This is a genomic window from Flavisolibacter ginsenosidimutans (genome assembly GCF_007970805.1).
Classification (GTDB): Bacteria; Bacteroidota; Bacteroidia; order Chitinophagales; family Chitinophagaceae; genus Flavisolibacter; species Flavisolibacter ginsenosidimutans.
On record NZ_CP042433.1, the window covers coordinates 4,644,415 to 4,668,881 of the forward strand.

16 protein-coding genes and 1 pseudogene are annotated in these 24,467 nt (G+C 46.8%); 12 read left to right on the plus strand and 5 right to left on the minus strand.

The annotated features are described in order from the left end of the window. The first annotated feature begins 2 nt into the window (after positions 1-2). From FSB75_RS19785 to FSB75_RS19800, 4 genes are read left to right on the plus strand one after another with little or no spacing between them, the layout of a single operon-like run. Positions 3-773: an ABC transporter ATP-binding protein gene (locus FSB75_RS19785; RefSeq protein WP_146791009.1), complete on the plus strand. Its 771-nt coding sequence runs from the start codon at positions 3-5 to the stop codon at positions 771-773. Continuing rightward, positions 774-1,760: an MlaD family protein gene (locus tag FSB75_RS19790; protein WP_146791012.1), complete on the plus strand. Its 987-nt coding sequence runs from the start codon at positions 774-776 to the stop codon at positions 1,758-1,760. Between the two features lie 58 nt (positions 1,761-1,818). Next, positions 1,819-2,046 carry a DUF433 domain-containing protein gene (locus tag FSB75_RS19795; RefSeq protein ID WP_146791014.1) on the plus strand — a complete coding sequence of 76 codons (228 nt, stop codon included), beginning with the start codon at positions 1,819-1,821 and terminating at the stop codon, positions 2,044-2,046. Beyond that, a complete protein-coding gene (locus FSB75_RS19800) occupies positions 2,047-2,385 on the plus strand; it encodes a DUF5615 family PIN-like protein (RefSeq protein WP_146791016.1) in 339 nt (112 codons plus the stop codon). A gap of 2 nt (positions 2,386-2,387) precedes the next feature. On the opposite strand, the gene FSB75_RS19805 is transcribed toward FSB75_RS19800, so the two are convergent. After that, complete coding sequence (locus FSB75_RS19805; RefSeq protein ID WP_146791018.1) at positions 2,388-7,787, minus strand: alpha-2-macroglobulin family protein; 5,400 nt, start codon at positions 7,785-7,787, stop codon at positions 2,388-2,390. 254 nt (positions 7,788-8,041) lie between these two features. Between FSB75_RS19805 and pbpC the strand changes: the two genes are divergently transcribed. Continuing rightward, positions 8,042-10,330, plus strand: a complete 2,289-nt coding sequence (gene pbpC / locus FSB75_RS19810; RefSeq protein ID WP_227990669.1) for a penicillin-binding protein 1C — start codon at positions 8,042-8,044, stop codon at positions 10,328-10,330. 315 nt (positions 10,331-10,645) lie between these two features. Here pbpC and FSB75_RS19815 read toward each other — a convergent pair whose 3' ends face one another. The 4 genes and pseudogenes from FSB75_RS19815 to FSB75_RS22110 all read right to left on the minus strand — a co-directional run bounded on the left by FSB75_RS19815 (position 10,646) and on the right by FSB75_RS22110 (position 14,640). Continuing rightward, positions 10,646-11,068 (minus strand): putative toxin-antitoxin system toxin component, PIN family, encoded by a 423-nt coding sequence (locus tag FSB75_RS19815; RefSeq protein WP_146791022.1) that lies wholly within the window; start codon positions 11,066-11,068, stop codon positions 10,646-10,648. Then, entirely contained in the window at positions 11,049-11,279 is a 231-nt protein-coding gene (vap15, locus tag FSB75_RS19820; protein WP_146791024.1) for a type II toxin-antitoxin system VapB15 family antitoxin, read from the minus strand. Before vap15 ends, FSB75_RS19815 begins: the two co-directional genes overlap by 20 nt. Positions 11,280-11,564: 285 nt before the next feature. Next, a complete protein-coding gene (locus tag FSB75_RS19825) occupies positions 11,565-13,637 on the minus strand; it encodes a sensor histidine kinase (protein ID WP_146791026.1) in 2,073 nt (690 codons plus the stop codon). A 280-nt stretch (positions 13,638-13,917) separates the two neighbouring features. Beyond that, positions 13,918-14,640: pseudogene (locus FSB75_RS22110) on the minus strand (head GIN domain-containing protein). Between the two features lie 193 nt (positions 14,641-14,833). Between FSB75_RS22110 and guaA the strand changes: the two are divergent. From guaA to FSB75_RS19870, 7 genes are all read left to right on the plus strand, one after another. Then, positions 14,834-16,411: a glutamine-hydrolyzing GMP synthase gene (gene guaA / locus FSB75_RS19840; protein ID WP_146791032.1), complete on the plus strand. Its 1,578-nt coding sequence runs from the start codon at positions 14,834-14,836 to the stop codon at positions 16,409-16,411. Between the two features lie 151 nt (positions 16,412-16,562). Then, a complete protein-coding gene (locus FSB75_RS19845; protein WP_146791034.1) occupies positions 16,563-17,720 on the plus strand; it encodes an ABC transporter substrate-binding protein in 1,158 nt (385 codons plus the stop codon). A gap of 113 nt (positions 17,721-17,833) precedes the next feature. Next, positions 17,834-18,865: a ligase-associated DNA damage response exonuclease gene (locus FSB75_RS19850; RefSeq protein WP_146791036.1), complete on the plus strand. Its 1,032-nt coding sequence runs from the start codon at positions 17,834-17,836 to the stop codon at positions 18,863-18,865. Between the two features lie 33 nt (positions 18,866-18,898). After that, the gene (locus tag FSB75_RS19855; RefSeq protein WP_227990670.1) at positions 18,899-20,554 is read left to right on the plus strand and encodes an ATP-dependent DNA ligase; all 1,656 of its coding nucleotides are present in this window, start codon (positions 18,899-18,901) and stop codon (positions 20,552-20,554) included. A 39-nt stretch (positions 20,555-20,593) separates the two neighbouring features. Then, complete coding sequence (locus FSB75_RS19860) at positions 20,594-21,976, plus strand: c-type cytochrome (protein ID WP_146791038.1); 1,383 nt, start codon at positions 20,594-20,596, stop codon at positions 21,974-21,976. A gap of 174 nt (positions 21,977-22,150) precedes the next feature. Further along, entirely contained in the window at positions 22,151-24,052 is a 1,902-nt protein-coding gene (locus tag FSB75_RS19865) for a PAS domain S-box protein (protein WP_146791040.1), read from the plus strand. Next, a complete protein-coding gene (locus FSB75_RS19870; protein WP_146791042.1) occupies positions 24,052-24,456 on the plus strand; it encodes a response regulator in 405 nt (134 codons plus the stop codon). The genes FSB75_RS19865 and FSB75_RS19870 overlap by 1 nt, the downstream gene beginning before the upstream one ends. Positions 24,457-24,467: the final 11 nt, after the last annotated feature.

Below are 24,467 nucleotides of genomic sequence, written 5' to 3' on the forward strand. Positions count from 1 at the left end.
CCATGAGCGAAGCAGAAGAAAAGAAAAGAAAGGAAGCCGTCATCGTCATTCGGGATTTGTACAAATCCTTTGGCGATAACCACGTGCTGCGCGGCGTGGATCTGGATTTGTTTCACGGTGAGAATTTAGTCGTACTGGGTAAATCGGGAACGGGCAAGTCGGTGCTCATCAAAATCATTTCAGGTTTGCTGAAACCCGACAAAGGAATGGTAAATGTATTGGGGCAACAAGTGACTTTGCTAAGCGAAAAAGAAATGAACGAGCTTCGGTTGAAGATTGGTTTTTCGTTTCAGAACAGTGCTTTGTACGACAGCATGACGGTGCGGGAAAACCTTGCCTTTCCGCTGGTGCGGCACAACCGTCACCTGACAAGAAGAGAAGTGGAAAGAGCGATTGATGCAGTGCTGGATGCCGTTGGCTTGCTGAAAGCAAAACGCCAGATGCCGGCAGAATTATCGGGTGGCCAAAAGAAGCGGATTGGTGTGGCGAGAACCCTGATTCTTCAACCGGAAATTATGTTGTACGATGAGCCTACGGCGGGTCTTGACCCCATCACGAGCCAAGACATCAACGAACTGATTAACGAAGTGAATGCGAAGTATCATACCAGTTCTATCATCATCACGCACGATTTAACCTGTGCCAAAAACACCGGCGACCGCGTGGCTATGCTGCTGGATGGAAAGTTTGTGCGGCAGGGAACCTTTGACGAAGTGTTTAGCACGAACGACGAACGGATCAAGAGTTTTTACGACTATAACTTTATTCAATAAATGGAACAGAAAAGTAAACGGGCGGTCATTGTCGGCGCTTTTGTTTTCATTGCCCTGGTAATTTTTGTGTTGGGTGTAATGACGCTGGGCGGACAAAAAAGTTTGTTCAACAAAGGCGCCACCATCTACGCATATTTCGATGAAGTAAACGGCCTGGCTACAGGAAACAACGTTTGGTTTGCCGGCGTGAAAATCGGCACGGTGCAAGACATCAGTTTTGACAAGAGCGGTAAGGTTAAGGTAGAAATGAACATTGCGAAAGACCGCCTCTATATCATCAAGAAAGATTCAAAGGCCAAGGTAGGGTCAGACGGTTTTATAGGCAACAAACTCGTGGTATTATATGGCGGCAGCGCTTCGTCGCCAGTAGTGCAAGACGGCAATACGTTGACAGTGGTAGCTACGCCGGGGATGGAAGAAATGATGGCCACCTTGCAGGAGAACAACAAAAATCTTTTGGCCATTACCGGCAATTTTAAAACACTGAGCGAAGGCATGATGGCCGGCAAGGGAACGGTGGGTAAACTGCTAAATGATGAAAAGTTGTTTACCGACTTGCAAGGCTCAATCCTTACAATTAAATCGGCGGCAGGCAATGCGCAGCAAATGGTTGCCGGCGTTGCGAATTATACCAGCCAGCTCAATCGCAAAGGCTCATTGGCAAATGATTTAATTACCGATACCGTTGTTTTTTCGCGCCTGCGCAGCACGGTGCAACAGATTGATGCGCTGAGCGATAAAGCAAACGATGTGATGGTTACCTTAAACCAGGCGAGCCAGAACGTTCAGCAGAAGCTAAATGATAACGCAAGTCCTGCGGGTATGTTGCTTAACGACAAACAAGCCGCCGACGACATTCGCATTACCATAAAAAACCTTCAAAGCAGCACCCAAAAGCTGGATGAAAACATGGAAGCCTTGCAGCATAATTTTTTGCTGCGTGGATTTTTTCGGAAGCGGGACAAGGAGAAAGAGAAACTGAAGTGAAGCGTTTAAAACAATTTGTTGAAATCCTATCTTTTGCAATTAATGATACCTTTGAGAGATGAAAGAAGCCTCTTCTTACATCTCTATTAATCCCGAAATCCGTTTCGGCAAGCCTTGCATAACCGGCACGCGGATAGCTATCGTTGACATTCTGCAATGGTTAGCTTCCGGGATGACGGAACAAGAAATTCTGGAAGATTATCCCGCTTTAAAAAAGGAACACATTTTGGCGGCATTTGCCTTTGCCGCTAATCGCGAATCTATCATCAAAATGATAGCTGCATAAATGGCAAAGCTATTGTTGGATGCAAATCTTTCCTGGCGACTTGTTGCCAAAGTAAAGCTGCATTTTGAGGATTGTTTACACGTCGATTCGATTGGTTTAACCATTCCGGCAAAAGATGTTGATATCTGGAATTATGCTTTCGCCAGTCATTTTATCATCGTCACAAATGACGAAGACTTTCTTGACTTTGTGAATGTGAAAGGATTCCCACCGAAAGTTGTTCTTCTACGAACAGGAAACCAAAGCAACCCGTATATCGAGCAGTTGCTGGTAAAGCACAAAGCCGATATACAGGCGCTTTCCGAATCAAAAGAGTACGGGGTTTTAGAATTGTTCTGAACTTACTGCACCACTCTTATCATTTGCGTTCCGTAATACGAATGCATCTCTCCGTTGTACATCGCATCCGCACTCACCGGCCCTTGTTTAAATCGCCCAAGAGAAACCGCACGAACCGCGTAATAATATTTTTGCTTCGGCGAATAACTGTCCACAAAAAAATGAATGCGGTCGTCCCGAACATCAAGCGCCGTTGGCGTTCTGCCGTCTTTAATCCAATCCATGCCGGGAAGCTCCTTCGTTCTTGGATTTTCAATTTCAAAGCCGGCCGGCAACAAATCGGTGATAACTATGTTTTGAATATCGGCGTCGTAAGATTTTTCCAACGTGATGCCAACGATGATTAAATCGTTTTGTTTGAAGGTTGTTGTATTTAACAGACGTCCTTCACGGTCATAAAATTGGCGGCGTACTTTCAAATAATTGTCCTCTTCTTTGTACGCACCGCTCACACTAATGCCTTCGGCAATCCAACTGTAATACAATCTTCCGTTACCCTTGGTTGCAATTTCAATTCCGTTACCCCTGAGTGTTTCACTACTTCCTTTCCAATCTTTATCGCTCACGGTTGCAACAACTTTGCCGTTCACTCTAACATCGGCTGTTGCCGTTGAATGTGCAGCATTTCTTGCTACTTTACCCAAAGCCAGAAAGGAGAAAGCACGTTCCTGCGTGTTCAGCCATCTGTCGCTTTTTAAGCGTTGCGAAACGTGTTGTACCATTTGTGGGATTTGTCCATTACCCGGATCAACATCAATTAATGCATTCAACGAAATAGCTTCGTCGCGCAAAGCGCTGTAATAACTGCCACCGGTTTGTTGCACCGATTCTTCACCGCTGAACGATGAAGGCAGCAATGCATTGAACGAACGTTTGTCGCCCGCAACCGCATAAGCCGCCGACAAAAGATATTTGCTGTCCAACGCAAGCAACGACCCTGCGGCCTTGTAATAATTCATCGTTGATGCCTGCGGTCGATTGGCAAGTGCCAACACATACAAACTGTACGCAACTTCTTTCGGCGCAATCTTTCGCTGCTGATTGCGGTTGTAATAATAATTGACGGTTTCTTTTGTCTTCAAACGATTGCTTAAATAAGTCAACATCGTTTCCAGCAAACTGTTGTCCACGTCATAACCCGCTTTTCTTGCTTCCAGTAAAAAATGCGCGGCATAGATTGTTGCCCAACAATCCGCTTCCCCTTCGCCATCCCACAGCGTAACGGCGCCGTTGTACAATTGCCGCATTTTAATTTTGCGAATGGCTTCCGAAACGTTGTACGCCGCGTTTTGTTTGTTGTCAGGATTCAGCTTCAATGCATCCACCATATCGCCGTAATACAGTTGCGGAAAGGCCGCCGAAACGGTTTGCTCGGTGCAACCATACGGATAGGTAACGAGGTAACGAAGTTGGTCGGCCACTTGTGCAACCGGCGAACGGCTCACCACCAAATCATACTTGAAACTTCCCGGCATGAAATCGCTTTGCGGTATGTTGATGCTTTGTGTTTGTCCGCCAACAATAGAGCCGCTGCCCGAAAGTTTTTGCAGTGTTGACGGCGGCCGCACGGAGATGTCCGTTTCTTCTTTAAACTCCTCGCCCAAGACTTTTACCGACACAACAATTTTTGCAGCAGCTACGGTTGGGTCGGCAATGATTTGGAAAGTCCTGTGGCCTTCGCTGTTTGCGTTGATGGAAATATTTTGCGACGATGTGCCAACAACTTTCACCGGTCCTGATACGTTTACAGTCGCATTGCCGCTTGCCGTTTTTGCCGTTGTGTTAGAGATTGTCACCGGCACCAAAACCGTGTCGCCGGGAGAAATGAACCGAGGTAGTGAAGACGAAATCACCACCGGATCAGCAACCGTTGTTGTGGCTTCCGCATTGCCGAATTTTTCGTCTTTAAATGCAACGGCCATCAAGCGAATCTGCCCGCTGAATTGTGGCACCTCAAACTCAAACGAAACGTTGCCGCTGCCATCCGCTTTCTTCAATCCGCTCCAATACGACATAAGCTTAAATCGCTTGGCCGGTATGGGGTTCACACGTTTTTCCAAACTCAGGTCACCGTCGCCGCCAGTGCTGCTCAGCCGTCCGCGCAACTCGGGAAAAAGCAAAGGATACATGTCAAAAGCCGTCACACCCAACGCATTCTTCTGGTAATAAAAATCATAAGGGTCGGGTGTTTTAAAACCCGAAACCTGCAGGACGCCGTTATCCACCGCAGCCAACGAAACATAACTTCCAGCAACGGCTTTCACCGTCACTCGTTGATGCGTTTTTGACCGCGATGATTTTGCTGCCGTGATTTGTACCGGGATTTTTCTTCCGCTTTCTTCCACAGAAATATTTTGAAATCCATGCGCAACGGCAAGCGGCATATCGGTCACTTCGTGTGGCTTGACTAACGTTGCCGTAACGTAAACGTTGGGCACGTGTTCGCTGCTTAATTTCAATTCCATTGAAGCCGTACGTTTTTCCACGTTCAGGTATTGATGAGAGAGAAGACCGTCTCTTTCCACTGTTACCAACATCTTTCCGCTAAACGGTGTTTTGAACAAAACCTTCGCAACATCACCGGCATTGTAGCCTTCTTTGTCAAGCGAAATATCCACCTGGCCTTCGGTATTTACTTCAAAGGATGAAGCTTCGCCGCCCCAACTTCCGTAGCTGTAAAAATGTTTGGCCACATAAACATTCGCACCCGGACGATAAACCCTGATTTCGTAATCGCCAGGTGAACGCGGAATGAAAGCATAATCGGTTTTGCTAAACGTGATTTCTTTTTCCGAAAGCACCTTGTCTTCTTTTTGAGAGTCGTAGCGGAAGTAATTGCCGCTCTTTGCCAGCACTGTGCGGTACTCGTGTTTGATGATTTGAACCGTTGCCGGTGCGTTTACCGCTGCGCCGTCTTTGTTCAAACTCACCAAACTAAATTTCACGGTGCTGTTCAGCGGATAGTAATACGAGCCGTCATCTTTGATGCCGTTGAAAACATCCTGCGTGTAAATGTCGGCTGATGTAACGCGACTCACAGGACGTCCGGTTTCATCAAACACCGTTGTATAAAAATTTGCTGCAAGCAAACCTGTGTTGATATACATCGCCGGAACATCAAATTGAATGCTTGCGTTGCCGCTTGCGTCGGTGGTGCCCTGCTTTACAATCTTGTCGCTAAAGCTTTTCTGATTTTCTAAAGAAAAGTCATAGTCGCTAAAACCTTTTGCGCTAAACTGTTTTTGTTTGACTTGAATTTCCGTTTCAAAATTTCTGTTCGCAGCCGGCGGACCAAAAAAGTTCACGGCATTTATGCCCAGGTTTGTTGTTTCAGATGGACGCAAAAAAGGTTTGTCAAGCTTGGTTGTAATCTTGATTCTATCGGGAACGAATTCTTCAATCATGAAGTTCTTTGTGGCCAGCAATACGTCGTTGGAACTGTACGCTTCCATTGTGTAAGAACCGGTAATTGCGGCGGATGAAATGTCCATGCTTCCATCGGTTGCGCCTTGTTCGTTCAGCCCTTTGCGAAAGGTTTTGAGTTCTTTCCCGTTGGGCAAAAGAAAGCGGATCTTCACTGGCAGATCAGCCGCAGGTTTCCAACCTTTTTCTCTTACTACAAGCGCATAATTTAATCGCTCGCCGGGACGGTAAATGTCTCGTTCGGCATACACAAAAGCATCCAGGCCGGTTGTGTTCATTCGCTTTCCGCCCACGTCAAAACGGGATGTGTTCACTCTTGTGTTGTTGAATGGCAGGTAAGTAAAATCATTCGCCGTCTTTGCAATGATCATCGCGGGAGAATAGCCCGCAAAGTTTTTCGACGCAACAGCAATTTCGGCAACACCATCACCGTTCGTCGCACCGGTACCGAGCAATTGGTTGTTCTTTCCGTACACGTTTATCGTAACGCCATTCACGGCATTCGTTGTTTGAATGGAATTGGCGAACACCACCATTTTGGTGCTGCCTTGTTTTGCAATCAGGCCAATGTCGGAGAAGGAAATAAAGCGGCTGTCACGCACCCAATAATCTTGTGAGGAACGAATCATCACGTGGTAAATACCACGAGCATCAGGCAAGCGGTCTTCAAACTGCGAAACGTTGAGCAATCGTCCCGAACCGCTTTTTGGCAGTGAACGTGTGTCAATTTCTTTTTCGTAAATCACATCGCCTGACATCGCATCCATGTAGTCCGAATAGCTTTCTTCATCGCCTTCGCCGCGATAGGATGCGTATTCCGCTCCTTCACTTTCGCGTGGTTGATAACCGTGCGAAAGTGCCTGTAACAAATTGTTCTCGTAAATTTTTGAAACGACAACTTTTAATCGCGGCGTGTTCGTCACCTGCACTTCAATGTTTCCACTACCGTGCCTTGACAAGTAAACGGCTTTACTGTTGGTGAACTTGATGGCCGATTCCAATTGACCAAAACCAACCGCACCAAAATAATCTTCTTTCAACGTGCCGCCCAATTTTCCGTGAATGCCTTTTTTGATTTGAAGGCTGTAGCTTTTTTCTGCATCAAACTTGTCGCTGCGCAGAATCAAACCAAAATCGGTTGGTTCGGTTGTGAACGTGACGGCCGGGTTAAACGAAATATAATTGTTGACCGCTTCGGGTGCTAGTTGCTGGCTGGTGTACAATCGAACGATGCCTTCAGTGCCCGTATGCTCCGCTTCAAGATTAGAAACACTCAACACGTATGGCGAAGGAACAGTGAGGCTTTGCGTGATGGCTTCCGTGGTTGCGTTGGTGCCCTTCTCCGGTCTGATTCCGGCTGCCAGTATAAGCTTCGCATCGTAACTTTTGTCTTCGGGTTTTAATTGCAACAAACGAACGCCAATCTCGTTAGCGCTGCCCGAGGTTGCGAGTGCATAATCAGTCTTTGCACCGTCAACTTCCACTTTTAGTTTGTCTTTTAAATCTTCGGCTTTTAGGGGATAATTAAAATGCAACGTGATTTGCGGTTGCGCCGCGCTATTGCCATCGGCTGCGGTTAACCAGGTAAGGTTTGCATCTTCTAACTTAAGCGGTGAAGTATAGAAGTTAACGTCGCCGTCTTTTACGTCGTTGTACTTGCTGTAACGGAAAAGTTCGTCTTTGAATTTTGCTTTGTACGTGGTGGCTGGCGCTAACGGTTGCGAAGGAGAGAACACAAGTTCTTCGGGACCGTTCCAGCGAAAGCGGCCGGCTATTTTGGGTTCGAAGGAAATGTATTCGGTGCTGTCCCAGTTGTTCAACAAACTATCAGGCTGAAGTGCTTTGTTGAAGCGAAAAGTTAAGTTGCCCAGTGCCGGCACTTCGCCTTTGGCATAATCAATTGTTGTGTAGTTGCGGTTACAGGCAGATAAAAAAACAGCCATCACGCAGGTGACAGCAAGTGCAGATTTGATACGCATAAAAGGGTTGGTTGGTAGTTGAAGTTAATTGAAAAAACAACGCATGACCCAGAGGACGCGGATTTGAAAATGATTGCCGCGATGGACGCACACTTCGGCAAATGGAAAGATTGTGATGGCGCTGAAAAAAATCTTGACAATCCTTTTTGTAATCCGGAAAATCTGTGGTCTAAATTCGTGTTGCTAAGGAGGCAGACTCGATGAGTCCATACAGAAGTAATTTCTTCCCAAAAGTTACAAAGCAAAAAATTGTATTGCTTGTTAAAAGATTTATAATCCTCTCCGTTGCTTTCTTTTTTCTTTTTCTTTCCTTGAACGTCTTGTTTCCGCTGCCCGATAAGATTGCTTATTCAACAATCATCAGAGACGCAAACGGTGAAATAATAAACGCTTATCTCACACCCGACGACAAGTGGCGAATGAAAACCGAGTTGAATGAGATCTCTCCGCTGCTGCGCAAGACCATCGTCGCTAAAGAAGACAAATATTTTTATTCGCATCCAGGCATAAACCTTTTCGCCATCGGCCGTGCGGCGTTTAATAACCTGCTTCACATGAAGCGAACCTCCGGCGCCTCCACCATCACCATGCAAGTAGCAAGAGCGTTAGAGCCGCGCAAACGAAATCTTCTCACAAAATTGATAGAAACCTTTCGTGCCTTTCAGCTTGAATGGAAATACAGCAAGGATGAAATCTTGCAGATGTACTTAAACCTTGTGCCCTATGGCAGTAACATCGAAGGTGTGAAAGCTGCGTCGCTGCTTTATTTCAACAAAGAACCGGATCATTTATCGCTGGCGGAGATTACGGCGCTTTCGATTATTCCCAACCGGCCCTCTTCATTGGTTGTAGGCAAAAGCAACAACGCAATCACCAAAGAACGCAACCGCTGGTTGCAGAAGTTTGCCGATGGCGGTGTGTTTACGAAAAAAGAAATTGAAGACGCGGAAGCCGAACCGCTGACCTCAGTGCGACGAACGGTGTCGCATTTTATTCCGCACCTTGCTTACAAGTTGAGGAAGCAAAGCGAAAGTATCAACATCAAAACAAACGTTGTTTTAAACACGCAGCTAAAGATTGAAAAGCTTACCGAAGATTACGTTCGCGGATTAAAGCTCAAAGGCATTCGTAACGCGGCGGTTGTGGTGATTGATAACAAAACGCACAAGGTGATTTCCTACGTTGGTTCGGCTGGTTTTACCGATACGACCGACGGCGGACAAGTGAACGGTGCCGCGGCCGTTCGCGAACCGGGAAGCACGCTGAAACCCCTGCTCTACGGGCTTTGTATTGACGAAGGTTTGCTCACGCCCAAGATGATGCTCAATGATGTGCCCGTGAATTACGCCGGCTATGCACCGGAGAATTACGACAAGGAATTTCACGGTGCGGTAACCACCGAGTATGCGTTGGAGCATTCGTTGAACATACCGGCCGTTCGCGGTTTAAAGTTGTTGGGCAAAGAAAAGCTGATACAAAAATTGGTGGCTGCGGATTTCAAGCAAATACAAAAAGACCAAAACAAGTTGGGTTTATCAGTGATACTTGGTGGCTGCGGTGCATCGCTCGAAGAACTAACCGGATTATTTTCTGCTTTCGCAAACAACGGTGTTTATTTCTCTCCGCAATATTTGCAGGATGCGAAGTCAAAAAGTGTTCAGTTGCTTTCCCCCGAAGCCGCTTATTTAATCACCGATATTTTATCGAAAGTGAATCGTCCTGATTTCCCCCTGAATTGGACCGCCACCGAACACATGCCGAAGATTGCCTGGAAAACCGGCACGTCGTACGGCCGAAGAGATGCCTGGAGCATCGGTTATAACAAAGCATTTACCGTTGGCGTTTGGTGCGGAAATTTTTCCGGTGCCGGTGTGCCCGAATTAAGTGGTGCAAACATTGCTACACCACTTCTCTTTAAAATTTTTAACAGCATTGATTACGACAGCGACGAGGAATGGTTTGCCCCGCCGAAGGGTTGCGAACTGCGGCAAGTGTGCAGCGAAACGGGTTTGCCGCCTGGGCCGAATTGCACCAACTTAATTTCGGATTATTTTATTCCTCTTGTAAGCAGTACAAAGGTTTGTGGGCATTTGCAGGAAGTGAAAGTTTCGCCGGATTCTTCCCTCTCTTATTGCCAGGCCTGTGCGCCGCAAACGGGTTACATCAAAAAGCTGTACAAGGTTTTTGATCCGGAGTTACAGGATTATTTCCGCGCAACGGGCATGCCTTATCAAATCATTCCGCCGCACAACCCGCAGTGCGAACGCATCTTCAAAGGCGAGGGGCCGAATATCACGTTCCCCGTCAACGGTGCGGAATATTTTATTGACAAAAAACACCCCGAGCCCTTGCAATTAATAGCAGCTGTTCCGGCGGATGTAAGTAAAGTTTATTGGTACATCAACGAGCGGTTTTACAAAGCTGCGAACAAAGGCGAGAAGCAGTTTTTTGTTCCCGAAGAAGGCGCGGTGAAAATCAGTTGCAGCGATGATAAGGGGAGAAGCAAGACGATAAGGATAAACGTGCGAAGGATAGCGCTCTAAACGTATCGGCTTGAAACATTTTAAGAAGGTTGTTTTGCTACCCATGTTGACATTGATTAAACAGGCAACAAAATATTGAACGTGGCACCTTGATCGGGTTCCAGCCGCTGTTGGTGTCGGGGCGCAGGCAATGTGTTAGCTCACCAATAGCCGAAGCACGAAAGCCGCTTTTCTTACCATGCTTCCTGACCCGGCTTGTAATGAAGCTCCATACATAACCTATGCGCAATTTCAACGATGGCGTAAAATCCTGAGACAATATACTTACGCAAATCATTAATGCTTGTATTGTACATAATCGCGGCTCCTTGTGCTTCACATCCTCTCTAAAATTTTCTCAAATTCTGCCGGCGTCAGTATAGTAGCCGTTTTAAAAGGATTATGAAGCAACAAATCTTTGTCGCCCGTTACCAAATAATCCGCTTTGGAAAAATCTATCAAATCGAGTAAAAAATTGTCCTTCGGGTCGCGATTAATAAAATGCGTTGGCTGTACTTCAACTTTTGCAGCAATCGTTTCTAAAAGTTGTAGCAGTTCCAAGACGCTTTCCTTCGGAAAATATTTTTTCAGTCTTTCTCTACTCGTCACTTCTCTTATTTCTGTCAAAAGTTGGTTTGTTGTAACAATGATTATCTCGTTGCTAACAATGTATTTTTGGAGTGAAGCTAAACGCTTCCCAATGAGAAAGCTTATCCAAACGTTGGTGTCAAAAATGACCTTAGTGCTTTCGCCTTTCATATAGCTCTTGTCTTACGGCTTCCATTTCTTCGTCAATTGTTTCCAGGCTTAATTCATCGGTTTGGAACGTTTTTAAAAGTGCCGATAATCTTGATGCAATTCCTTCTTTTTCCAGTTCCTTGGACAAAGAAATTTTTTCGTTTAACGGCAACTGTTTTACCAGCGAAACTATCTGGTCATAGGTTATGTCAACCTGCAATTCCGTTTTCATGCTTTTGTTTTTTCAAATTTATTTAAAAATGCCACAGCAAGAGTTGCCAAAATGTATTTGTCATCTGGTTTGCCTTTCGCCACTTATTTAGAACGTACAGGCATGCCCTTCGATAAGTTCATGATAGCCTTGCGATGAAAGCTCAATACTTGTTCTGGCCTCTGGCCCAATAAAAAACAGCCCTGAAAAGACTGTCCGCAACAACAAAATTTTCTCCTGGTTAAGTTCCATCTTAGAACGACTTTCACTCTCTTTACATCCTACCATTCGTATTGAATCCAACTCTCAAACCGGCAACAAAATATTGAACGTGGCACCTTGTTCCAGCACACTTTCTGCCCAAACATAACCGTGGTGATTTTCCACCACCTTGCGTACGATGGATAAGCCGACTCCTGTACCTCTGTATTCCGCATTGCCGTGAAGCCGGGTAAAAACATTGAAAATTCTTTCCGCATCTTCCTGCGCAAAGCCAATGCCGTTGTCCTTTACTTGAATGAAATAATATTTTTTGTTGGCAATTTCGGCCGAAAGATCAGGCTTCACTTCTTTACCAATAACTTCTTCTGATGTAATCCGGATTTCCGGAGACACACCGGTTTTGCTGTACTTCAACGCATTGGTGATGAGGTTGTGAAACAACTGTTGCATTTGTCGCCGGTTGGCTTCAACCACAGGCAAAGGGCCCACGGATAGTGTTGCGTCTTTTTGCTGCACTTCCACTTCCAAATCTTCCAATACCAGCTGCACTTTTTTATTCAGGTCAACCGCTTCCATTTCCGGAACGCCCCGGGTGGCTTGCGAGTAGGACAGCAAATCATCAACGAGAGTTCCCATTCGCCGTGAGGCATACTCCAAACGTTCGAAGATGTGCTTTTGCATTTCGGTAAGATTCTCTTCCAACTCGTGTTTCAGCCGGTCGGCAAAGAGGTGAATTTTGCGGATGGGTTCTTTCAGGTCATGCGAAGCGGCATAAGCAAAATCTTCCAGGTTTGCATTTGATCGCTTCAAGTCTTCCACCAGCCGCTCCAGTTGCAGTTGCGTTTCTTTAATGGGCGTTACATCGGTAAAAATGTGAATCAGGTGATCGGTATCCATTCTGGAAATGGTTAGCTCCAACCATCGCCCCGTCATCTCCAAGAAATACTGGATAAAGGAGGGTTCACCCGTTGCCAGCGTGTGTAAACAAGTTTGGCCGTAAGGTGTGCTGAGAATGCCGGGATCAATCTCGGTTGCCGTTTTGGTGAGATAGACATCCCTTGGGAGGCCTATAAAACGTACGGCCGCATCGTTCGCTAAAATTGTGGAAGCATCAACGACCTTGCCCTTTTCATCCCTGATCATTTCAGTAACCGATATGCCATTCGAAGAATTTGTCAGAATGTTGTCCAATAAATTTTTCTGGTTTTCCAGTTCCGCAGTTCGTTCCTTAACGCGAAGCTGAAGTTCCTGTTCGCTTTCTTCTATTCGCTTTCGGGCCAGCACTTGTTCTGTTACATCATTGGCAACGGCAATAACGCCAGAGATGCTTCCGTCACCTTCGCGGAACGGTTCATAAACAAAGTTGATGTAAATCGTTTCGATACTCTTTTTTCGCGGAAGCTGTACGGGGCGCTCACTGGCCACAAAGGTTTCACCGCTTGTGACGACGTCCTGAAGCACTTCTTCCAGTCCCTGGTTGCGTACTTCGGGAAGACCATCGAAGATGGGCCTGCGCAGCATTTGATCTGCCCCTTTGCCCCAAACTTCATACATGCGATCGTTGGCAATTTCAACAACAAAGGAAGGCCCGCGGAGAATGCACATGGCCACGGGCGACTGAAGAATGGTGGCTCGCAGGTTGCGTTCACTTTCTTGTATCTTTCTTGTGGCCAGCACTTTCTCAGTGGTTTCAATGCAGGCGCAGAACAATCCTGCTACTGTGCCCGATTCGTCCCAGATAGGGCTGTAAGAAAAGGTGAAATAAGTTTCTTCGACGTAACCACGGCGGTTCATGTAAAGCGCCTGGTCTTCCGACCAGGTTGATTTGCCGCTAAACACACTGTCCACCAAGGGGCCAAGGTCTTCCCAAATCTCAATCCATCCTTCCTTCCCGGATTTTCCAAGGAGCGAGGGATGCTTCTCTCCGGCAATGGGGCAGTAAGCATCGTTGTAGATTGTAATCAGGTCTTCTCCCCACCATACAAACATGGGGAACTTGGAGTTCAGTAGTATGCTCACCGTGGTGCGTAAACTCTGTGGCCATTCGTTGGGTGTACCTAAGGGGGAAAGGCTCCAGTCTTTCGAACGAATGCGCTCACCCATCTCGCCACCGCCGTTCAGGAACGGGTGGTGCTGCTGTGCTTTGTCGGTCATCATGCTGTTGCTGTACGGTCAAAGGATAAGCATCAAAAATACCATTTGATTGACGACAAGAGAAATTAAAACAATTCGTGTTTGTGTGCTCATCGAAAAGTTTTCGTGAACGGATTGAGAGTAAAGGATTGAGATGGCAAGACTGTTTCAATATTGTTCAACAGAAATGCGAAACGCTAAACAAACGGTGCTTTTCTTCATCGGCACAAGCGTTACCAGCGATGGCACGAAAAGCAACAGCCGGTAGCAGATACCGGCTGTTATTGCTTGTCCGATTGTTCAATCAACTTACTTTTTTTACGCTTCCGCTTCCTGAAATTTCCTGGCTCACACTCGCTGCACCTTTGTACTTCACATCGCCGCTGCCCGATACGTGCACATCTAATTTCTGATTGGCCGTTACTTCCGCATCGGCGGCACCGGAGAGGTCAAGCTTCGTATCATCAGTGCTTAAATCAAAGGCTTTGATGGAACCTGAACCGCTAATGGAACCTTCAAATTCTTTGCTTGTGCCTTTTAAAAACACATCGCCACTGCCCGATACATGAGCACTAACTTTCGGAACAGAAACCTGCACATCAATCTTTCCTGAACCGCTTACCTACATGTCCAGTGCTTCGGTGCCCGTGATGTTGTTATCGCCTAAAATATCGCCCGAACCCGAAACATCGATGCTTTTATAAACCGGCGCCGACGTATAAACAACAATGTCCCTTGAAGGGTCGAGATTGTAACCTTCTTTTGATTTTATCACCAGCGTGTTGCCGTTGACGTAAACATCAACGTACTGTTGCAGGTTCTCGTCGGTTTCAATACGCACCGATGGCGACGCATCTTGTTTCAAATGCACTTTAACCGAACCGCTGGCGTCAACGCTGTTGAACGAGCCAACGCTGCGGTCGCGGCTTATGATTTTGCCGTTGCCCGAAACCCGTTCGCCAAAAAGTTGGCAAGACGAAAAAACAATTACAATAAGCAGAAAGAGGAAAAGCGTTCTCATGATCATTGATTTTGGTGATTAGACGCGGCGCTAAAGATAAAGGTTACAGCAGCCCTTCTCCTCAAAGGTGAAGTGGCAGCCGCACAACTCTTGCTTTTGCACGATCCCGCTTTTCTTTTAGACTCGTCAACAAGCGGGCTTTTGTGCAGCGGACAATCTCTCCTTGGAGGGTGGGGAGGCCGCCTTATCTTCGCACCGCATGACCGAAAAAATTATTATCCTCGACTTTGGTTCGCAGTACACCCAGCTTATTGCCCGTGCTGTAAGAGAAGCCCATGTTTATTGCGAAATACTTCCTTTTTCAAAAGAGATAAAGTTCGATGAAACCGTAAAAGGCATAATCCTTTCCGGTTCGCCTTTTTCTGTGAACGACGCAAATGCTCCCGAAGTAAACGTAATGAATCTTACGCAGCACACGCCGGTGCTTGGCGTTTGTTACGGGGCGCAGTTAACCGCAAAACAATTCGGCGGTAAAGTTGAGCGCAGCAACAAACGCGAATACGGCCGCGCCATTTTGCACCAGCAAAAAGAAGATGCTCTCTTAAAAAATTTATTGCCTGCATCGCAGGTTTGGATGAGCCACGGCGATTCCATTCTTGAACTTCCGCAAGGCTTTGAAGTGTTGGCTACAACCGACAGCATTCCCGTTGCGGCGTTTAAGCAATCGGCAATCGGGAATCAGCAATCTGCAAATACAGCCAACGGTCAACTACCAACGGCCAATGCTCTTTACGGCCTTCAATTTCACCCCGAAGTTTACCACTCCATCGAAGGCAAAAAAATCCTGCGCAACTTTTTGGTGAACATTTGCGGTTGCAAGCAAGACTGGACACCGGCGCACTTTATTACCGATACAATTGAGGCTTTGCAAAAACGCATTGGCAGCGAACAAGTGGTGATGGCCATCAGCGGCGGTGTGGACTCAACTGTGGCGGCCACGCTTATCAGCCGCGCTATCGGCGAGAACCTGCACTGCATTTTTGTGGACAACGGCGTGCTGCGTAAAGACGAATATGAAACCGTTTTGGCCACCTACAAAAAGCTTGGCCTGAACGTAAAGGGCATTGATGCCAAAGAAGATTTTTACAAAAAGCTCAAAGGCAAATCTGACCCCGAAAAAAAACGCAAGGTTATTGGAAAACTCTTCATTGATATTTTTCAAAAAGAAGCCAAGAAGTTTAAAGGCGTCACGCTGTTGGGACAAGGCACGATCTATCCCGATGTGATTGAAAGCGTGTCGGTGCACGGCCCTTCGGTTACCATCAAGAGTCATCACAACGTAGGCGGATTGCCCAAAAAAATGCATTTGAGTTTGGTAGAACCTTTGCGTTCTCTTTTTAAAGATGAAGTAAGAAAAGTTGGCCTGGAATTGGGTATTCCCGAAGAACTGATTTCCCGTCATCCCTTTCCGGGACCGGGGTTGGCCATTCGTATTTTAGGCGAAGTGACGGAAGAAAAAGTTGACCTTTTGCAACGTGCCGATGATATTTACGTGAAAGCCCTGAAAGAGCACAAACTCTACGCAACCGTTTGGCAGGCAGGCGCCATCTTACTTCCGGTGAAAAGCGTAGGCGTAATGGGCGACGAAAGAACCTACGAGTTTACGGTTGCCTTGCGTGCGGTAACAAGCGTTGACGGCATGACGGCGGATTGGGCGCATTTGCCTTATGATTTTTTGGCCAGGGTATCGAACGAAATCATCAACAGCGTACGAGGCATTAACCGCGTGGTGTACGACATCAGTAGTAAACCGCCAGCAACGATTGAGTGGGAGTAAAGTTGTGAATAGTGAGTGGTGGATAGTGAATTGCTTTCACGGTTTTATGAACCAGAAGGATAACGATGAAACCCAGTTGCATGGTACTCTTGTCTGGCAAATAGGCAGGTAGGTTCGGCAAAAAGCGTCAACAACTTTGTTTAATTCAAACATGAAAAAATATTTCTTCTTTCTTCTCTTTTCTCTTTTTGCGATTGCTTTTGGCGTCAATGCGCAGCGTCACAAAGTTGCCGTGTTTGCACCCTTGTATCTCGATTCGGCTTTTAGCAATACGGGTAGCTACAGTTTCAACAAATCTTTCCCCAAATTTTTAAATCCCGGTGTTGAATTTTACCAGGGCGTGCAAGCGGCATTGGACTCGTTGCAAAAACAAGGCGCACCCTTGGAAGTCTTTGTTTACGACACCAAGTCGCAAATGAATTCGCTGCAACAACAATTACACAGTCCCGAATTCAGCGGGATGGAAATGATTATTGCGCAATCCAATCCTGCCGAAACAAAACAATTAGCCGATGCGGCCTTGTCGAAAAAAATTCCTTTCATCTCGGCCACCTTGCCCAACGATGCCGGTGCAACAGCCAACCCGTATTTCGTTGTACTGAATACAACCTTGCAAGGCCACATTGAAGGCATTTACAAAATGCTTCAACGCAGTTACGCAACGGACAACATCATTGTGTTTCGCAAGGCCGGCGTGCAGGAAGATGCCATTAAAACAAACTTCATTGAGTACGGAAAAGTTGCCGCCGGCACACCGCTAAGAATAAAGTTTGTGGATGTGGGCATCAACTTTACACCGCAGGCTTTGGCGGCGCACATGGACAGCACCAAACGCAACGTGATTGTCGCCGGAAGCATGGAAGAATACTTTGCAACGAAACTTGCCTCAACGCTTGCGCCGCTGGCAAAAAAGTATCCAACACTATTGGTAGGCATGCCTACCTGGGACAACATAAACTTCAACAAGCCCGAGTACAAGGGGCTCGAGATTGTGTACAGCACGCCTTTCTTCTACAACCGGCTAACACCGCTTGAAAATCACCTGGCAACGGATTTTGAAAAGAACATCGGCAGCCGGCCAACGGACATGTACTTCCGCGGTTACGAAACCGTGCTGCGTTTTGCCTTGCTGCTGCTGGATACAAACAAAGACTTTGCTTCCAATTTAACCCGCAAGGGAAATGTTGTTTTTACCCGCTTCGATATTCAACCCGTGTTCAAAGACAAGAAAGCCATGACGCTGGATTATTTCGAAAACAAGAACGTTTATTTTGTAAGAGTGAGTAACGGCGCGAAGCGCTTGATGTGATTTGGTCTACGGTCAACAGACAATAGACCACTGAATCCTTCGTAATCATCTGTCGTCTGTTGACCGTAGTCCGTGGACAATCTCACTGGCATGTTCTTCGCATAGCATCAATCATGCCCCTCATCGAGTTTACCGACAAAGGCCTTTATTGTCCGCAAGGTGGTTTTTACATTGATCCCTGGCGCGGCGTAGATAAGGCTGTAATTACCCACGCACACAGCGATCATGCCCGTTGGGGAAGTAAGCATTATCTCTGTCATCATCTCACCAAGCCTTTGCTCCAAACGCGTTTGGGCCCGAACGATTATCAAAGCATTGAATGGAACGAACCGATCGACATTAACGGTGTAAAGGTTTCGCTGCATCCTGCGGGGCACATCATTGGCTCTTCGCAAGTGCGCATTGAGCACAAAGGCGAAGTGTGGGTTTTCAGCGGCGATTACAAAGTGGAGAACGACGGCATCAGCGGCGAGTTTGAACCGGTGAAGTGCCACAACTTTATAACCGAATCAACGTTTGGTTTGCCTATTTACAAATGGAAACCGCAACAGCAGATTTACGACGACATTAAAGCCTGGGTGCGAAAAAACCAGGCAGTTAGAAAGAGTTCTGTGCTGATTGCTTACAGTCTTGGTAAAGCGCAACGACTGTTGCAACCTTTATCTGAATGCACGGATACGATATTGCTTCACGGCGCAGTTTATAACATTCACATGGCACTCGTAAACGCTGGCTGGAAATTGCCAAACGTTGAACGCGTAACGCCGGAAACACCGAAAGAAAAATTGAAAGGCGCCGTGGTGATTGCGCCGGGCAGTGCCGAAGGTTCGCCGTGGATGCGCAAGTTTGCGCCCTACGAAACAGGTGTGTGCAGTGGTTGGATGCAAGTGCGGGGCAACACGCGAAGACGAAATGCCGATGCCGGTTTTGCCTTAAGCGATCATGCCGATTGGCCCGGACTGTTGCAAGCCTGTAAAGCAACCGAAGCACAATGCGTGTATGCGACGCACGGTTTTCAATCAGCGTTCAGCCGATACTTGTCGGAGCAGGGAATTCAAGGGAAGGAAGTGCATACGGAGTACGGGAATGATGAGGAGGAAGGAAGTAAGGAAACGGAGGAACAAACGGCAATAACCGAGGATTAATCGTACTGATGTTTGGTTCAAAACAATGCATCAATGGATAATGACAATTTACATAGTGGAACAGAAGTAGTCAACCAAGTTGACGGTATGGCCTTGTTCGCCGATCTGGTGACGAACATCGGCCGCAGCACAAAGACCAATGCAAAGATGGATGCGTTGGTGAATTATTTTTCTTCACACGCCGATGAAAAGGACAAGGTTTGGGTGATTGCATTGTTCACGGGCCGCAGACCGAAACGCGTTGTCAATTCAACGCAGCTTGCTTCGTACGCGATTGAACTTGCCGGTCTGCCTTTTTGGTTGTTCGAAGAAAGCTATCATACCGTTGGCGATCTCGCGGAAACCATTGCCTTGCTCTTGCCCGAAAGCGATGTGCGCCAACAAAGCGCCGAGCCCTTGCATTATTACATCGAGCAATTAAAAACACTGGAAAAACAAAACGAAGAAGCCCGTAAGTTTTTTATTCTTGAGTCGTGGCAGGCCATGAACAGGTCGGAACAATTTGTTTTTAATAAAATTATTACGGGTGGTTTTCGCATCGGCGTGTCGCAGGCATTGATGGTGAATGCACTTGCAAAAGCATTAAATGTCGATGCCGATAAAGTTGCGCACCGCATCAGCGGGCAATGGGACCCGTCAACGATAACGTTCGAAGAACTGTTGGGCGAAGAAGGCGTGAACACCGACATTTCAAAACCCTATCCTTTTTATTTGGCTTATGCGATTGAAGAAGATTTGTCAACGCTCGGTGAGCCAAGTGAATGGCAGGTCGAGTGGAAGTGGGACGGCATTCGCGGACAGATTATCAAACGCGAAGGTGAATTGTTTGTGTGGAGCCGCGGCGAAGGTTTGATGACCGATAAATTCCCGGAGTATCATTCGTTGTTGAATGTGTTGCCTGATGGTTTGGTTCTCGACGGCGAAATTATTCCGGCCGTTGACGGGAAGCCTTTGCCTTTTGCTTTGTTGCAAACACGCATTGGAAGAAAGAACGTAACAAAAAAACAATTGCAAGAATCGCCCATTTGTTTTTTTGCTTATGATTTGTTGGAATACGAAGGCGTTGACTGGCGCGACAAACCTTTGATTGAACGAAGAGCAAAACTGGAAGAGATCATCAAAAGCATTCATCACCCATCGCTTTTGCTTTCCGATGTTGTTCAATTTTCATCGTGGGAAGAATTGGCGGAACTACGAAACGAATCACGCAACAACGGCGCGGAAGGCTTTATGCTCAAACGCAAAAGCTCTATTTATGGCACAGGACGAAGACGCGGCGATTGGTGGAAATGGAAGATTGATCCGCTTGTTATTGATGCGGTGATGATTTATGCGCAAAAAGGAGCGGGGCGAAGAAGCAATCTTTACACAGATTATACGTTTGCCGTTCGCGATGGTGAAAAACTCATTCCGTTTACAAAAGCGTATTCGGGTTTAACCGATAAAGAATTTGCGCAAGTAGATGCTTTTGTAAAACGAAATTCGCTTGAAAAATTTGGACCCGTACGAACGGTGAAACCAGAACTTGTTTTCGAGATTGCCTTTGAAGGCATTGCGGCCAGCAGTCGTCACAAAAGCGGCGTGGCGCTTCGTTTCCCGCGCATGAGCCGCTGGCGGCACGATAAAAAAGTAGAGGAGATTAATACGCTGGAGGATCTTAAAAAAATGCTGGAAGTTTATGGCAAGTAAGCTTGCGCCGCCAAGTATCTTTATGCAAATGCTGGTTCTATGAAGAAGACCATTCTTCTTTTTTTTATAGTTGCTTTAGTAGCTTTTTCTTCGTTCATTATTCACAATGCTGACGACGATCCCGTACCCATTCCGCCGTCGCCGCAACGCACGGGTGGCGATGCACAAAAGGGCTACGACTACCTTATCAACGGCGATTACATCCGCAGCGGAGTGCCGTATAACCTGTACCTGCTTGGCTTTGGTTCCGATAGTAATAATTATCTGGGCCGCACCGGCATCAACACAAAAATATCCCATGCTTTTACGGCTGTAAAAGCGGCCAACGGACAAACCGTTGTTGCGCCCAATTGCCTGCAATGCCACGCACAGGTTTTTAAAGGTAAGTTGATCGTTGGCCTGGGTAATTCGCTGGCCGATTTCACCAAAAGCAAAACGCTTGACGCCAACAACATGATGCTGTTGGAAAAGATGCTGAAGCTGCAATCACCCAAAGGTTACGAAGCCGCTTACGAATTCATTCGTGCCAGCAAAGCCATTACGGCGCAGTTATATTCACCCGTTAAAGGCGTGAACGTAGCCGACCGCTTAGCAGCTTTGTTGGTAGCCCACCGTAACCCTTCTTCTTTTGTCTGGAGTGACGAAGCGCAACTTGACATTCCGAGCCAACTGATCCCGAGCGATACACCCCCTTGGTGGTTGCTCAAAAAGAAGAATGCCATGTTCTATAACGGTTTTGGCCGGGGTGACTTCGGCCGCTTTCTTATGGCGTCTAATCTCCTTACAGTAAAGGACACGTCCGAGTCTGCGCTTGTGGACGCACACATGCCTGATGTGCTTGCCTACATCTACTCACTTACGCCGCCGAAGTACCCAAACCCGGTTAACAAAAGCCTGGCTGCCGAAGGAAAAGTTTTGTTTGAAAAAACTTGTTCCGGTTGTCACGGCACCTATGGCGAGAAAGCGTCTTACCCGAATTACCTCATCCCGGCTTCCATTATTCAAACCGATTCGATGTTGTACAAGGCTAACTATTCTTCGCCGCAGTTTGTGAATTGGTTTAATAAAAGTTGGTTCACACAGGGCGACCATCCTGCCCATCTTGAACCGTTTGAAGGATATATTGCTCCGCCGCTCGACGGCATCTGGGTTACTGCACCGTATCTGCACAACGGCTCAGTACCCACGTTAGAAGCTTTGTTAAACAGTAGACACCGGCCCGTGTATTGGTCAAGAAATTTCGACATGCCTCAGTACGATTATGTCAACGTAGGCTGGAAGTACACAGCAGAAACAAAAAACGGTTTAACAACGACGTATGATACAACCCTGCCAGGTTTAGGCAAAGGCGGTCATACCTTTGGCGACGCATTAAGCGATAAAGAGCGCACAGCAGTAATCGAATACCTGAAAACTTTGTAAACAGCGGCGGCTGCCTAACAAAGCGCTACGCCGGCTTCTTATGCAGCAAGCAGGTCAGCCTCGCTCTGGCAATGTGCCTGTATAAGGGTTTTGTTTAAAAAAACAAGAATTGTTGAACGTGGCGGGCATTGTCCTTATCTTTATTTTCTGAAGTTTACGGGCTTCTCCTTAACCATGAATATAGATTCAAATTCGTTCCTGCAGGACGTTTCTGAAGGCATTTTAGCGCTTGATGCCGATGGGTACATTTCCTACGCCAATCCCGCCGTTACTTTAATTACGGGCTATTCGCCGACAGAACTGCAAAACAAACACCTGAGCATATTGTACAACGGTCCCGATGACAGCATCAAGGCCGAATACGAACTCGCACTTGCTTTAAAAAAAGGCAAGTTTGTTTCGGAAGGCTGGCGCACAACAAAAGAGGGAAAGCAATTCTGGGGCGAGATGACGCTGGCTCCTCTGTACGGCCATCAAGAAGAATCAAACGGATTCAGTTGTGTTGTGCGAGACGTGACCGAAAAAAAGAAAGAAGAAATTGAAGTACGACAGAATGCGGACCGCATTCGCCTGATGGTAGAAGCCGTACGCGATTATGCTATTTTCCTGCTCGACACGACGGGGCACATCATTACTTGGAACGAAGGCGCCCGCCGGATCAAAGGCTATTCAGCAAACGAAATCATCGGCAAGCATTTCTCCACCTTTTATACAGCCGAAGATTTAGAGGACAAAAAACCCGAACGGGAATTACGCATAGCCACAGCCACAGGCAAGTATGAAGAGGAGGGCTGGCGGGTACGAAAAAACGGGTCGGTCTTTTGGGCCAACGTGGTCATCACAGCGCTGTTTAACGAGCAAAACAAGCTCGTTGGTTTTTCGAAAGTTACCCGTGACCTGTCGGAAAGAAAAGGAATTGAAGAAAACCTGCGGGCAAACGAGGAACGCTATCGTTCGCTGGTGGAGCAGGTAAGGGATTACGGCATTTTCATGCTCGACGAAAGTGGGCGAATCATTAGTTGGAACGAAGGCGCCAAAAGAATTGAAGGGTACGAGGCGGATGAAATTATCGGTAAATATTTTTCCATCTTCTATCCCGAAGACGACGTATTGAACGGCAAGCCTTCGTACGAATTAAAAATAGCCCGCAGCGAGGGAAAATACGAAGAAGAAGGCTGGCGGGTGCACAAGAACGGAAGCCAGTTCTGGGCAAATGTTGTCATTACGCCCATTTACAATACAGCCGGCATTTTAATCGGGTTTTCAAAAGTAACAAGAGACCTCACCGAGCGGCAGGAGGCCGAAAGAGCCTTGCGTGAAAGCTACGAACGTTACCGCGTGCTGGCAGAAGAATTGCGGGCCACCAACCACGAGTTAAGTTATGCCAACGAAGAACTGGAACAGTTCACGTCCATCGTTTCGCACGATTTGCAGGAACCTATCCGCACCGTTAAAAGTTTTCTGCAGCTCATTCACATGAAGCTTAATGCGCAACAGGCCGAAGACCTGAAAACCTACATTGACAAAGCCATTCATGCAGCCGACCGGATGCGGGAGCTGATTCGAAATCTTCTTCATTATTCGCAACTCAGCAAGGGCGAAATGATAGAGGAAAGAGTCGGTGTGAAAGAATTGGTGAACGCAGCGGTGCAAAACCTGAAAACCTCGATCGAAAGGGCAAACGCGGTTATTACGTTAGAGAGCAAGATTGAAGCCGTGGAGGGTGACCGTGTGCAACTGGTGCAGCTTGTGCAAAACCTTATAAGCAACGCAATGAAGTTTACCACCGCCGACCAACCGCAAATACAAATTTCTTGTTACGAGGAGAAGGGCTACGTAAAGTTTGCCGTAAGCGACAACGGCATTGGCATTGCTGAAACAGACAAGAACAAGGTCTTTGAAATTTTCAGACGGCTTCACACAAAAAAAGACTATCCCGGCACCGGCATCGGGTTGGCCATTTGCAAAAAAATTGTTGACCGCCACCGCGGTAAAATATGGCCGGAATCAAACCCCGGCAAGGGCACTACGTTTTATTTTACCCTGAACGAAGAAAAAGAGAAGGAACCCGCTTGATGAAAACCTACCGGATTATTATTGTTGAAAACGACGAGGACGAACAATTCTTCATGAAAGAAGGTTTTGACGCGGCCGGCGGCTTTCAGATTGTTGCCCAACTAAAAAGCGGTGACGATTTGTTTGAATGGTTGAACGAGCACAAAGACAATTTACCCGACGTGATTTTGTCCGATTTGAACATGCCCGGCAAAAATGGTTACGACATCATCGAGGAACAAAAAAAAACCGGCTGGTGGTCCAAGGTTCCCGTCATCATCACTTCTACGTCGTCAACAAAATCCATTATGGACCGTTGCCTTGCACAGGGCGCTGCCGCTTACATTGTAAAGCCTGACACCTTTGTAGAATACGTGCCGTATGTTCGAAACCTGTACAAACAAATGGAAGAAGAAAAAAATTAGCCGGTTCATGT

Excerpts from the sequence above, each read along its gene's own strand:
- FSB75_RS19855 (WP_227990670.1), top strand. The coding sequence starts at position 18,899 with ATGGATAATGACAATTTACATAGTGGAACAGAAGTAGTCAACCAAGTT.
- FSB75_RS19805 (WP_146791018.1), bottom strand. The coding sequence starts at position 7,787 with ATGCGTATCAAATCTGCACTTGCTGTCACCTGCGTGATGGCTGTTTTT.
- FSB75_RS19860 (WP_146791038.1), top strand. The coding sequence starts at position 20,594 with ATGAAGAAGACCATTCTTCTTTTTTTTATAGTTGCTTTAGTAGCTTTT.
- guaA (WP_146791032.1), top strand. The coding sequence starts at position 14,834 with ATGACCGAAAAAATTATTATCCTCGACTTTGGTTCGCAGTACACCCAG.
- FSB75_RS19800 (WP_146791016.1), top strand. The coding sequence starts at position 2,047 with ATGGCAAAGCTATTGTTGGATGCAAATCTTTCCTGGCGACTTGTTGCC.
- FSB75_RS19785 (WP_146791009.1), top strand. The coding sequence starts at position 3 with ATGAGCGAAGCAGAAGAAAAGAAAAGAAAGGAAGCCGTCATCGTCATT.
- FSB75_RS19795 (WP_146791014.1), top strand. The coding sequence starts at position 1,819 with ATGAAAGAAGCCTCTTCTTACATCTCTATTAATCCCGAAATCCGTTTC.
- FSB75_RS19845 (WP_146791034.1), top strand. The coding sequence starts at position 16,563 with ATGAAAAAATATTTCTTCTTTCTTCTCTTTTCTCTTTTTGCGATTGCT.
- FSB75_RS19825 (WP_146791026.1), bottom strand. The coding sequence starts at position 13,637 with ATGATGACCGACAAAGCACAGCAGCACCACCCGTTCCTGAACGGCGGT.
- FSB75_RS19815 (WP_146791022.1), bottom strand. The coding sequence starts at position 11,068 with ATGAAAGGCGAAAGCACTAAGGTCATTTTTGACACCAACGTTTGGATA.
- FSB75_RS19865 (WP_146791040.1), top strand. The coding sequence starts at position 22,151 with ATGAATATAGATTCAAATTCGTTCCTGCAGGACGTTTCTGAAGGCATT.
- FSB75_RS19790 (WP_146791012.1), top strand. The coding sequence starts at position 774 with ATGGAACAGAAAAGTAAACGGGCGGTCATTGTCGGCGCTTTTGTTTTC.
- FSB75_RS19850 (WP_146791036.1), top strand. The coding sequence starts at position 17,834 with ATGCCCCTCATCGAGTTTACCGACAAAGGCCTTTATTGTCCGCAAGGT.
- FSB75_RS19870 (WP_146791042.1), top strand. The coding sequence starts at position 24,052 with ATGAAAACCTACCGGATTATTATTGTTGAAAACGACGAGGACGAACAA.
- vap15 (WP_146791024.1), bottom strand. The coding sequence starts at position 11,279 with ATGAAAACGGAATTGCAGGTTGACATAACCTATGACCAGATAGTTTCG.